Here is an 11,809-nt window from a genome sequence, read left to right as displayed (position 1 = left end):
TGCCGCGGGCGCGGTGGGGCGTGGCCGGCCGCGCCCCGGCCCCCCCCCCCCCCCCCCCCCCCCCCCCCCCCCCCCCCCCCCCCCCCCCGCCCGCGGACGGACCGCGTTCAGTCGCCGATCAGGGCGTCCACGAACGCCTCCGGCTCGAAGGGGGCCAGGTCGTCCGGGCCCTCGCCGAGGCCGATCAGCTTGACGGGGACGCCCAGCTCGCGCTGGACGGCGACGACGATGCCGCCCTTGGCGGTGCCGTCGAGCTTGGTCAGCACGATGCCGGTGATGTCCACGACCTCCGCGAAGACGCGGGCCTGGGTCAGGCCGTTCTGCCCGGTGGTGGCGTCCAGGACCAGCAGGACCTCGTCCAGCGGGCCGTGCTTCTCCACGACGCGCTTGACCTTGCCGAGCTCGTCCATGAGCCCGGTCTTGGTGTGCAGGCGGCCGGCGGTGTCGATGAGCACCACGTCGGCGCCCTCGGCGATGCCCTCCTTGACCGCGTCGAAGGCGATCGAGGCCGGGTCGCCGCCCTCGGGGCCGCGCACGGTGCGCGCCCCGACCCGGTCGCCCCACGTCTGGAGCTGGTCGGCGGCGGCGGCGCGGAACGTGTCGGCGGCGCCGAGCACCACGCTGCGGCCGTCGGCCACCAGGACGCGGGCGAGCTTGCCGGTGGTGGTGGTCTTGCCGGTGCCGTTCACGCCGACGACCATCACGACGGCGGGGGTGTCCACGCCGCTCTCGGTCTTCACGGCGCGGTCGAAGTCGGTGCCGACCAGGGTCAGCAGCTCCTCCTTCAGCAGGGCGCGCAGGTCCGCGGGGGTGCGGGTGCCGAGCACCCTGACCCGTGCGCGGAGCCGGTCGACCAGTTCCTGGGTGGGTACGACACCCACGTCGGCGATGAGGAGGGTCTCCTCGATCTCCTCCCAGGTGTCCTCGTCGAGGTGCTCGCGGGAGAGCAGCGTGAGCAGCCCCTTGCCCAGCGAGTTCTGCGAGCGGGCGAGGCGGGCGCGCAGCCGGATCAGGCGGCCCGCGGTGGGCTCGGGCACCTCGATCTCGGGTGCGGCCGGCGCCTCGACGACGGGGTCCTCGACGGCGACCGGGGAATCGGTGGCGGCCGCGGTGTCGGGGAGGGTGACCTCCTCGATCGTGCGGCGCGGCTCTTCCGCCGTCGGTGCGGCGTCCTCCCCCACCTGCGGTTCGGCGGGCGGGGCAGTGATGGTCGGCGTGCTCGACGGTGCCGAGGGCGGCAGCTGCTTCTTCTTGCGGCTGCTGACCACGAGCCCGCTGATCATGCCGACCGCGACCAGGGCGATGACTACAGCAAGGATGAGGATTTCCATAACGTCCCCAGTATCGGCCACGGGCGCTCCGGACCCGGGACCCGGGAGCGCCGCACCAGGACCGAATCCTCTATTTGTGGTCTTAGTGGCACATCTACGATGATGGACGACTCCCCGCCCATCTCCCCCACCGGAGTACCGCATGCCTGCCGAGCCCGCCGAGGGTGCGATAGAGACCGCGATCGAGACCCGCGGGCTGGAGCCCGTCCCGGACGGCGAGCGCACCGGCCGGGTGCGCGAGCTCGTCCCGACGTGGGTCGCCGCCAACATCAGCGTGCTGCTGCTCACCATGGGCGCCGGCCTGGTGATCTTCAACAAGCTCAACATCTGGCAGGTGCTCGTCGTCGCGGTGGCCGCCCCGGTCGTCTCGTACGGGATGGTCGGCGTCATCTCCATCGCCGGCAAGCGCGGCGGCTCCCCGGGCATGGCCCTGTCGAGGGCGGTGTTCGGACAGCGCGGCAACCTGTTCCCCGGGGCGCTGATCTGGGTGGCGCGCTGGGGCTGGGAGACCATCAACGCGGTCAGCGGCGCCTACGCCGTGCTGACCGTGCTCGACCTGCTGTTCGGCGTCGAGAGCAGCACGCCCCTGATCGTGGTCACCCTGCTGTTCTTCGTGGGCTGCACCTTCGTGGTCTCCGGCCTGGGCATCAACGCGCTGCGCGTCTGTTCCACCTGGTCCACGTACCTCTTCGGAACCTTCAGCGTGCTGGTCCTCGGCTACCTGGTCGCCACGACCGACTGGTCCGCCGTCTTCGGGAAGCCGGCCGGCTCCACCGCGATGATGATCGCGGGCATCGGCACCATCGCGGCCGGCGGCATCAGCTGGGTCCCGTCCGGTCCGGACTTCACCCGCTACCTGCCGCGCACGGCCTCATCCAAGGGCATGGTCGGCGCCACGATCGGCGGCGCCGGCGTGGTCGTCCTTCCGATGGTGCTGATGGGCGCGGTCATGGCCGTGGGCACGCCGGACCTGGCCAGCGCGCAGGACCCGGTCTCCTTCATCGGCGAGCTGCTGCCGACCTGGATCGCGGTCCCGTACCTGCTCATCGCGCTCGTCGGCATGCTGCTGATCAACTCGATGTCGATGTACTCGGCCGGGTTCACCGCACAGACCCTCGGCATCAAGGTCCCGCGCGCCTGGGCCGTCAGCGTGAACGCCGTGATCAGCCTGGTCTTCGGCTTCCTGCTGATGGTGGTCGCGACCAGCTTCTTCGGCTCGTTCATCTCCTTCCTGACCCTGCTCGCCGTGGCGTTCTCCGCCTGGATCGGCGTCTTCGGCGTGGACATGCTGCGCCGCGAGACCTACGACGGCGCCGCACTCCTGGACACCACGCGGACCAGCGCCTACTGGTACAAGGGCGGGTTCGCCTGGCAGGCGATGACCGCGTGGGCGCTCGCCCTGGTGGTCGGCCTGCTCTTCACGTCGGTGGACTGGTTCAGCGGGCCGCTGTCCTCCACCTGGATCGGGGAGAACGGCCTCGGCTGGGTGGCCGGCATCGTGACCTCCGCGGCGCTGTACGCGGTGCTGCCGCGCACGCCCGCCCCGGCCGCGGCCGGGGCGCCGGCCGAGGACCGCGAGCCCGCCGGAACCCTGTCCAACTGACGTCACGTCAGCTAACGTCCCCCTTCGCCCGCCCACCCACATCCGGCGAAGGGGGACTCCTCCATGCCCATCACCGTGGCCCGGTTCAATCTCGTCGACCCGAACGGCACCCCCGAGTCGCTCTCCGCCCGCTACCGGGCGGCCCTGGAGATGGCCCGGTACGCGGACGACCGCGGGATCGACACCGTCCAGACCGAGGAGCACCACGGCACCGCCAACAACTGGCTGCCCTCGCCCTTCGCCTTCGCGGGCGCGGTCTTCGGCGCCACCCGCCGCATCGCGGTGACCGTCTCGGCGATCATCGGCCCGCTGTACGACCCGTTGAAGGTGGCCGAGGACATCGCCGTGCTCGACCTGCTCAGCGGCGGCCGGCTGGTGACGGTGGCGGGCATCGGCTACCGGCCCGAGGAGTACGAGCAGCACGGCGTGGAGTGGGGCCGGCGCGGCCGGCTCCAGGACGAGCTGCTGGAGACGCTGCTGAAGGCGTGGACGGGCGAGCCGTTCGAGTTCCGCGGCCGGACCGTACGGGTCACCCCGCGGCCCTTCACGCGGCCGCACCCGCTGCTGCTCGTCGGCGGCAGCTCCGAGGCGGCGGCGCGGCGCGCGGCCCGGCTGGGGCTGCCGTTCTTCCCGAGCGCACACCTGCCGGAGCTGGAGGCGTACTACCAGGCGAAGCTCGCGGAGTACGGGACGGAGGGCTTCTGCATGATGCCCGCCGCCGAGACCCCGCTGCTGCACATCGCGGAGGACCCGGACCGGGTCTGGGCCGAGCACGGCGGGCGCTTCCTGCACGAGGCGGGCATGTACGCGTCCTGGCAGTCCAAGGACATCCGCAGCGCCGTGCGGTCGGGCGCGCGCACGGTGGAGGAACTGCGCGCCGAGGGCGTGTACCGCGTCCTCACCCCGGACGAGGCGGTCGCGTACGCGAAGGGCGCCGGCGAGGCGGGGAACCTGGTGCTGCACCCCCTGTGCGGCGGGATGCCGCTGGACGAGGGCTGGCGCAGCCTGCACCTGCTGTGCGAACGGGTACTGCCCCGGCTCAAGGACTGAGCCGGGGCAGTACCCGTACGAGAGGAGAGGGGTGGTGGCGGGGGTGGTTACCCCATCTCCTCCAACGCCTTGCCCTTGGTCTCCGGCACCCATTTGAGGATGAAGGGGATCGAGAGCACGGCGAAGACCGCGTAGATGACGTACGCGCCGGACAGGTTCCAGTCCGACAGCGTGGGGAACGTGACGGTGATGACCCAGTTGGCGATCCACTGGGCGGCGGCGGCGACGCCGAGGGCGGCGGCGCGGATGCGGCCCGGGAACATCTCGCCGAGCAGGACCCAGACCACGACGCCCCAGGACAGGGCGAAGAAGAGGACGAAGAAGTTGGCCGCGATGATCGCGACGAGTCCCTGAGTGTGCGGCAGCGTGATGTCGTCGCCCACGCCGGACCGGAAGGAGAAGGCCCAGGCGGCGATGCCGAGGGAGATCGCCATGCCGACGGAGCCGATGAGGGCCAGCGGCTTGCGGCCGATCCGGTCGACGAACAGCATCGCGATCACCGTACCGATGATGTTCACGACCGAGGTCTCGAAGGAGTACAGGAACGAGGAGCTCGCGTCGATGCCGACCGACTGCCACAGCGAGGAGCTGTAGTAGAAGATCACGTTGATGCCGACGAGCTGCTGGAAGACGGAGAGGCCGATGCCGATCCAGACGATCGGCAGGAAGCCCATGCGGCCGCCGAGCAGGTCCTTGAAGGTGGACTTCTGCTCCGAGTGGATGGCGTTGTGGATCTCGTTGACCCGGGCGTCGGCGTCGATGCGCTCGCCCTCGACCTCGCGCAGGACGGTCTTGGCCTGGTCCATCTTGCCGACCGAGACGAGGAAGCGCGGGGACTCGGGGATGGCGAAGGACAGCAGGCCGTAGAGCACGGCCGGGACGACCATGACGCCGAGCATCCACTGCCAGGCTTCCAGGCCGCCGAGCTCGCCGCGCTGGTCGCCGTCGGCGAGGTTGAGGATGCCCCAGTTGACCAGCTGCGAGACGGCGATGCCGATGACGATGGCGGCCTGCTGGAAGGAGGCGAGCCGGCCGCGATAGGCGGGCGGCGAGACCTCGGCGATGTAGGCGGGGCCGATCACCGAGGCCATGCCGATGCCGAAGCCGCCGATGATGCGCCACATGGCGAGGTCCCACAGGGCGAACGGCGTCGCGGATCCGATGGCGCTCGCGGTGAAGAGGACGGCGGCGATCTGCATGCAGCGGATGCGGCCGATCCGGTCGGCGATGCGGCCGGCGGTCGCCGCGCCGAAGGCGCAGCCGATGAGGGCGGCCGCGATCACCTGGGCGAGGGCCGCGGAGCCGACGTCGAACCGGTCGCGGATGGCCTCGACGGCGCCGTTGATGACGGAGCTGTCGTAGCCGAAGAGGAAACCGCCCATGGCCGCGGCCGCGGTGATGAAGATGACGTGCCCGAGGTGCTCGGGCTGGGTGCTTCCACCGCCTGCCGAGGGTGCGTTCGCTGTGCTGGTCAAGGTGCGCTCCTGGGCCCGGCGCCGACGGCGGGCAGCGTGAGGGGTGTTGGTTCTCGTGTCGTCGCCTGATCGTGTTCCTCACAGTGGCGCACATCAAACAGTGCGCCACCACCTGAACGTGCCGGGCGACAGAGGAGAGCCTATGACTTCACTTCTTGAAGTCAAGAGGATGTGAAGAACCGATTTCGCCCCCATGAAATCGACAGTTGCGGCAGCAGCTCGGGCTTGATGTTCAAAACTTGAACGAGACAGACCCCTAACGGAGCCTTTGACTGATCACTTTGGACACTCCATCTCCCTGCATGGAGACGCCGTACAGGGCATCGGCGACCTCCATCGTGCGCTTCTGATGCGTGATGACGATCAGCTGCGAGCTCTCCTGCAGCTCCTCCATGAGCCGGATCAGCCGCTGCAGGTTGGTGTCGTCGAGCGCGGCCTCCACCTCGTCCATCACGTAGAACGGGCTGGGCCGCGCCTTGAAGATCGAGACCAGCAGCGCCACGGCCGTCAGGGAGCGTTCGCCGCCGGAGAGCAGCGAGAGCCGCTTGACCTTCTTGCCCGGCGGACGGGCCTCGACGTCGACGCCGGTGGTGAGCATGTTGTCGGGGTCGGTGAGGACCAGCCGCCCCTCGCCGCCGGGGAACAGCCGCGAGAACACCCCCTCGAACTGCCGGGCCGTGTCGTGGTACGCCTCGGTGAAGACCTGCTCGACGCGCCGGTCGACCTCCTTCACCACCTGAAGGAGGTCGGCCCGCGTCTTGCGCAGGTCCTCCAGCTGCTCGCTGAGGAACCGGTGGCGCTCCTCCAGCGCCGCGAACTCCTCCAGCGCGAGCGGGTTGACCTTGCCGAGCTGCTGGTAGGCGCGCTCGGCCGCCTTGAGCCGCTTCTCCTGCGCCGCCCGTACGAAGGGGCCCGGCCGGTTGCGGGGGTGCTCCGGATCGTCGGGGAGCTCCTCGCCGTCCGCGGCCGGCGACGCGGGCACGGGCTGGTCGGGCCCGTACTCGGCCACGAGCCCGGCGCAGTCCATGCCGAACTCCTCCAGCGCCCTGGCCTCCACCTGCTCGATGCGCAACCGCTTCTCGGCCCCGAGCACCTCGCCCCGGTGGACGGAGTCGGTGAGCTTGTCGAGCTCGGCCTTCAGGTCGCGGCCCGCGGTCCTCGCCCCGGCGAGCTCCCGCTCGCGCAGGCCCCTGGCGTGCTCGGCGCCGGCGCGCTCCTCCTCGGCGCGGGCCAGCGACACCTCCACGTGCGCGAGCAGCTGCCGGGCGCCGTCGGCCACCGCCCGGGCCACCTCGGCCTCGTACCGCAGCCGGGCGCGGCGGCGCTCGGCGCGGGCCCGGGCCTCCCGTTCCGCGCGGGCCCCCCGGTCGAGCGAATCGGCCCGCCCGGCCAGTGCCTTGACCCGCTCCTCGTGGGTACGGAGCTGGAGGCGGGCCTCCATCTCGGTCTGCCGGGCGTTCGCGCCGTCGGCGGCCAGCCGGTCCCGACGCGAGGCGTCCGGCTCGTCCTCCACCGGCAGCTCCTCGGCCGCCGCCAGGCGTTCCGCGCACTCCTCCACGTCGAACAGCGCCTGCTCCAGCGCGTCCTGGGCCTTGGCCGCGGCGGTGGCGGTGCGCTCGGCCTCGCCCTCGGCGCCCTTGGCCTGCCCCGCGAGCCGGCCGAGCTGCTGCGCGACCCCGGCCCGGGCCCGCTCCCCCGCCCGGCGCCGCTCGGCGATCTCGTCGGCCAGGGCCGCCGCGTCCCGGTGCCGGGTCCGGGCGGTCTCCTGGGCCGAGCCGAGCTCCGCGCAGCGCAGGTCCAGGCCGGCCAGTTCCGCCGCCGCCTCGTCGACGGCGGCCTGGACCTCGATCAGGCTGGGCGCCCCGGCGGAGCCCCCGTGCGCGAGGTGCGCCCCGAGGACGTCGCCGTCGAGGGTGACGGCCACCGCGTCGGGGCGCTCCGCCACCAGGGCCTGCGCCGCGTCGAGGCCGCCGACCACGAAGCAGTCCCGCAGGACCCAGGCCACCGCCCGCAGCACGGCGCCGTCCCCGCCGACCAGCCCGGCGGCGGCGACGGGGGGTGCGGCCGCGGCGCCGTCGGCCGTACCGGGGCGGGGCCTCGTCCCGAGGACGGCTTCGGCCGCCGGGCCCGCGGGCGCGACCGGTGCGGGGCCGGGGGCACCGGCGACCGGGGCAGGGGCTGCCGGGACGGGCGCTGCCGGGGCAGGCGCTGCCGGGACGGGGCCGGAGCCCCCGGTGGCACCGTGGGACGCGGGTCCCGCCGGATCCGCGGCCGCGGAGTCCCCCCGCCCGCCGCCGGTGCCGGCTGCGTACGGCGCGGGATCCGCGTCCCGGGAGGGGGCCGGACGGGGGAACGCCCCCGCGGCGGCGTCCGCCCCCCGGTGCGGGAGCCCGGCGCCGACCCCGGTGGCCGCGCCGGCCCCGTCCCCGGCATCGGCGCCGCTCCCGGACCCGGCCGGCTCGGCGGCCGGTCCCGGGACCGTCGCCCCCGGTGCGGCGATCAGGAGCGTGGCCCGGCCCCCGTCACCGTCGCGGAGGTGCCGGATGGCCGCGGCGGCCGCCTGCGGCGAGGCCACCGCCACCGCGTCCGCCGCCGCGCCCAGCGCCGCGGCCACCGCGACCTCGTACCCCGGGGTCACCGTCAGCCGCTCGGCCGCCGGTCCCAGCAGCCCCGCCAGCCGCTCCCGCGCCGCGAGCAGCGCGCCCGTACCGTCCTTGCGGCGCAGCCCGAGCGCGAGCGCGTCCCGGCGGGCCGTCACCGCCGCGCGCGAACGTTCCGCCGCGGTCACCGCCTCCCGCGCCGCGGCCAGTCCGGCCTCGGCGGCCGCCAGCCCGGCCCGCGCCGCCTCGTGCTCCCCCTCCACCGCGGGGTCGTCGAGGCCGCCGACCTCCTCGGCCAGCGCCTCGTACTCCTCCCGCGCCAGGGCGGCCCGGGTCTGCGCCTCGTCCCGCGCGGCGACCAGCCGGTCGATCTCGGACTGCGCCGCTCCCGCCCGGGAGCGGGCCGCGCCGAGCCGGCCGGTGAGCCGGGCCAGCCCCTCGCGCCGGTCGGCGATGGCCCGGGCCGCGTCCCGAAGCCGCCGTTCCTCCCCGGCCAGCTCGCGCTCCAGCTCGGCCCGGTGCCCGGCCGTGTCCTCCAGGGCGCGCGAGGCCGCCTCCAGGGCGGCCGTCAGCTCGGCCTCCTGCTCGCGGACGCGCGCGGCCTCCTTCTCCATGTCCTCCGGGTCGCGGCCGCGCCGCTCCTCCTCCACCGGCGCCGACGCGCTCTTGACCCGCGCCTGCGCCAGGGACGCGGTCCCGCGCACCCGCTCGGCCAGCTGCGACAGCTCGTACCAGGTCTGGCGGGCCCTCGTGAGCCGCGGCGCCAGCTCCCGTACGGCCTCCTCCAGCTCGGCTTCGCGGCGCAGGGCGTCCGCGAGGCGCGCCTCCGCGGCCTCCTTGCGCTCCTTCAGGGCGGCCTCGTCCGCGATCTCGGCGTCGAGCGCACGCCGCAGGTCCGTCAGGTCGTCGGCGAGCAGCCGCAGCCGCGCGTCGCGCAGGTCCGCCTGGATGACGGCGGCCCGCCGGGCCACCGCCGCCTGCCGCCCCAGCGGCTTCAGCTGCCGCCGCAGCTCCTCGCCCAGGTCCTGGACGCGCGCGAGGTTGGCCTGCATCGCGTCCAGCTTCCGCAGCGCCTTCTCCTTGCGCTTGCGGTGCTTCAGTACGCCGGCGGCCTCCTCGATGAAGGCCCGGCGGCCCGTGGGGTCGGCGTGCAGGACGGAGTCCAGCCGGCCCTGGCCGACGATGACGTGCATCTCACGGCCGATGCCGGAGTCGGAGAGCAGTTCCTGGATGTCGAGCAGGCGGCACGTGTCACCGTTGATCTGGTACTCACTGCTGCCGCCGCGGAACATGATCCGGGTGATGGTGACTTCGGCGTACTCGATGGGCAGCACGCCGTCGGAGTTGTCGATCGTCAGCGACACCTCGGCGCGCCCGAGCGGCGGGCGCCCCGTGGTGCCGGCGAAGATGACGTCTTCCATCTTCCCGCCGCGCAGGGATTTGGCACCCTGTTCGCCCATGACCCAGGAGAGCGCGTCCACCACGTTGGACTTGCCGGAGCCGTTCGGACCCACGACGCAGGTGATGCCGGGTTCGAACCGCAGGGTCGTGGCGGAGGCGAAGGATTTGAAGCCGCGCAGGGTCAGGGACTTGAGGTGCACGCCGCCGGACTCTACCTTTTGCGTGCGGTTTCGCCCGTGAAGGTGCGGGGCATCACCGACGTCACGCGGGGGCGGCCCCCCGCCTGGCTCCACGTCGGCGTGCGGCGCGGCGTCCAGGCGTTCGGGCGTCCAAGAAAGAAGGGACGCCGGAGCGTCCCTTGCAGATCAAGCAGGGCTGGGAGTCCAGCGACCTGGAGAGCGCGAATCAGGTGAGCGCAGGCTCCGCCTGCGGTACGTCGATATCGATGCTGTCCAGCAGCGAGTCTCCGTCGTGCTGAGCGGCGGCCGCGTTCAGCGCGTCATTTTCGGACTGAATCCGTACGAGCTCGGACTCGAGGTCCTGGACGCGCTGCTGAAGCCGTCGCATCTCGGCGAGGAGTCGCGGATCGGAACCGCCGACGTAACCGAGAAGCGCCTTTGCCATGATGGATGGTCCTCCACACTGAGTGACCGACCGAAGCGGTGTGGGTCGTGAGGGAATCGCACCCGCGGATGTCCGGCAGCGACTGACAGTCACTGCGCTTACTAATGCCAACACTGCCAAACAGCTCAGGTGCGCGGGGCTTCCAGCGTCTCACCAAAAAGTTTGACGGTCAACACGATCACGCCCCGTATCGGCGGGCGGCCCGGCTCCCGCAAGGGACGTGGAGATCATCCTCGCCTCCGAGCCTTCCACGGATCGGGGCCGTCGGCAACGCGTCGGCGATGAATGCGCAGTTCCGACCGGGTGCAGCCGCCCGATGCGTGTGATCAGTACATGATCAGTCGATCGATCACCGGATCGCGAATCCGTCGTAGCCGCCTCGCGGTGTGCCCCAGATCTCCGTCACACCGTCCACCCGGCCGGGCGTGTCGGCGGACCGGAGCCACTCCAGCAGCCGGTGGCAATTCTCACGTTGACCTTCGGCCACCACCTGTACCCGCCCGTCGTCGAGGTTGAGGGCGAAGCCGACCACTCCTCCGAGCTCCAGGGCATTGGCCCTGGTGAACCAGCGGAAGCCCACTCCCTGTACACGGCCGCGCACCCAGGCGGTCAGGCGGACATCGTCATTCATGCGTGAACGCTAACCGGGCGGGCCCTTTCCGGGCACATCGCCCCCCTGGGCCCATGGCGTACAGTCGCGCAGCAATGAACTCACCCATTTGGGTGAGTAACGGATGATCTTGAGCTCCGAGGAAGGCACGACGCCGATGGGACGCCACCGACTCAACGCCGCCCCGCGCCGCGAAGGCAGGCGCGGGACCGCCCTGCGCACCGGCCTGCTGGGCGCCTCGGTCGCCGTGGCCCTCGGCACCGCGGCCGTCACGACGGGCATGGTGCCGGTCGGCGGCTCCTTCCCCTATGTAGGGGTCAGCGGTACGGACGCCCCGAGCGGGGCGGAGGCCGGCGCGGCCTCCAAGCCGACCCGGAACGGCGCGCTCGACCAGCAGGGCGGCCTCGCCAACCTGTCCGGCCGGACCCCTTCGGGCGCCGCCGCCCCGAGCCCGTCCGGCAGTCCGTCGGCCGCCCCGACGCCGTCGGCCCCGCCCGGCCCCTCCACGCCGCCCAGCCCCTCCGCCTCGGCGTCCGCCTCCGCGCCGGCGTCGCCCTCCGCCCCGGAGGAGCCGCCGGCCCCGGCCGCCACGCCGGCCCCCTCCACCAAGGCGCCGCAGAAGAGCACCGCCCCGGCGCCCGCGAAGCCGCAGCCCCCGAAGCCGGTCCCCCCGAAGCCTTCCGCCCCGGCGCCGACCGCGCCCGCACCCGGGGACGGGCACTCCGCCGCGGAGACGGCCGTGGTCACCCTGGTGAACCAGGCCCGCGCGCAGGCCGGATGCGGCCCGGTCCGGGCCAACCCGCCGCTCGCCGCGCTGGCCGGTGCCTTCAGCAAGGACATGGCGGTCCGCGGCTTCTTCGACCACACCGACCCCGACGGGGACACCCCGTGGGACCGCGCGTCCCAGGCGGGCCTCTCCGGCCTCGGCGGCGAGAACATCGCCCGCGGCCAGGGTGACGCCGCGTCCGTGATGAACTCCTGGATGAACAGCCCCGGGCACAAGGCGAACATCCTCAACTGCGAGTTCCGCACCCTCGGCGTCGGCGCCCACTTCGCCTCCGGCGGCCCCTGGTGGACGCAGGACTTCGGCTTCTGAGACGAGCGCCTGCCGTCAG

At 73.0% G+C, this 11,809-nt stretch carries 8 protein-coding genes; 3 read left to right on the top strand and 5 right to left on the bottom strand.

The features are described from left to right. Window positions 1-107: 107 nt before the first annotated feature. On the bottom strand, window positions 108-1,331 hold the full coding sequence (gene ftsY, locus ACZ6S8_RS02480) for a signal recognition particle-docking protein FtsY (protein ID WP_469451666.1): 1,224 nt from the start codon (window positions 1,329-1,331) through the stop codon (window positions 108-110). Between the two features lie 142 nt (window positions 1,332-1,473). Here ftsY and ACZ6S8_RS02475 point away from each other — a divergent pair, with 142 nt between their 5' ends. After that, window positions 1,474-2,934 carry a cytosine permease gene (locus ACZ6S8_RS02475; RefSeq protein ID WP_469451664.1) on the top strand — a complete coding sequence of 487 codons (1,461 nt, stop codon included), beginning with the start codon at window positions 1,474-1,476 and terminating at the stop codon, window positions 2,932-2,934. 63 nt (window positions 2,935-2,997) lie between these two features. Continuing rightward, a complete protein-coding gene (locus tag ACZ6S8_RS02470) occupies window positions 2,998-3,984 on the top strand; it encodes an LLM class flavin-dependent oxidoreductase (protein ID WP_469451662.1) in 987 nt (328 codons plus the stop codon). 47 nt (window positions 3,985-4,031) lie between these two features. Here ACZ6S8_RS02470 and ACZ6S8_RS02465 read toward each other — a convergent pair whose 3' ends face one another. The 4 genes from ACZ6S8_RS02465 to ACZ6S8_RS02450 form a co-directional block, all read right to left on the bottom strand. Continuing rightward, a complete protein-coding gene (locus ACZ6S8_RS02465) occupies window positions 4,032-5,459 on the bottom strand; it encodes a sugar porter family MFS transporter (protein ID WP_469451660.1) in 1,428 nt (475 codons plus the stop codon). Window positions 5,460-5,715: 256 nt separating this feature from the next. Further along, window positions 5,716-9,660, bottom strand: coding sequence for an AAA family ATPase (locus tag ACZ6S8_RS02460; protein ID WP_469451659.1), 3,945 nt, complete (start codon window positions 9,658-9,660; stop codon window positions 5,716-5,718). A 205-nt stretch (window positions 9,661-9,865) separates the two neighbouring features. Next, window positions 9,866-10,084: a hypothetical protein gene (locus ACZ6S8_RS02455; RefSeq protein ID WP_030032603.1), complete on the bottom strand. Its 219-nt coding sequence runs from the start codon at window positions 10,082-10,084 to the stop codon at window positions 9,866-9,868. A gap of 349 nt (window positions 10,085-10,433) precedes the next feature. Further along, window positions 10,434-10,715: an acylphosphatase gene (locus ACZ6S8_RS02450; protein ID WP_383921179.1), complete on the bottom strand. Its 282-nt coding sequence runs from the start codon at window positions 10,713-10,715 to the stop codon at window positions 10,434-10,436. Window positions 10,716-10,851: 136 nt separating this feature from the next. Here ACZ6S8_RS02450 and ACZ6S8_RS02445 point away from each other — a divergent pair, with 136 nt between their 5' ends. After that, the gene (locus ACZ6S8_RS02445; RefSeq protein ID WP_469451656.1) at window positions 10,852-11,790 is read left to right on the top strand and encodes a CAP domain-containing protein; all 939 of its coding nucleotides are present in this window, start codon (window positions 10,852-10,854) and stop codon (window positions 11,788-11,790) included. Window positions 11,791-11,809: the final 19 nt, after the last annotated feature.

It is taken from the genome of Streptomyces sp. NPDC048461 (assembly GCF_055587105.1).
The sequence above is the reverse complement of the archived record's forward strand: the minus strand, read 5'-3'. Positions and strand labels throughout refer to the sequence as shown.

Excerpts from the sequence above, each read along its gene's own strand:
- ftsY (WP_469451666.1), bottom strand. The coding sequence starts at position 1,331 with ATGGAAATCCTCATCCTTGCTGTAGTCATCGCCCTGGTCGCGGTCGGC.
- ACZ6S8_RS02445 (WP_469451656.1), top strand. The coding sequence starts at position 10,852 with ATGGGACGCCACCGACTCAACGCCGCCCCGCGCCGCGAAGGCAGGCGC.
- ACZ6S8_RS02450 (WP_383921179.1), bottom strand. The coding sequence starts at position 10,715 with ATGAATGACGATGTCCGCCTGACCGCCTGGGTGCGCGGCCGTGTACAG.
- ACZ6S8_RS02455 (WP_030032603.1), bottom strand. The coding sequence starts at position 10,084 with ATGGCAAAGGCGCTTCTCGGTTACGTCGGCGGTTCCGATCCGCGACTC.
- ACZ6S8_RS02475 (WP_469451664.1), top strand. The coding sequence starts at position 1,474 with ATGCCTGCCGAGCCCGCCGAGGGTGCGATAGAGACCGCGATCGAGACC.
- ACZ6S8_RS02470 (WP_469451662.1), top strand. The coding sequence starts at position 2,998 with ATGCCCATCACCGTGGCCCGGTTCAATCTCGTCGACCCGAACGGCACC.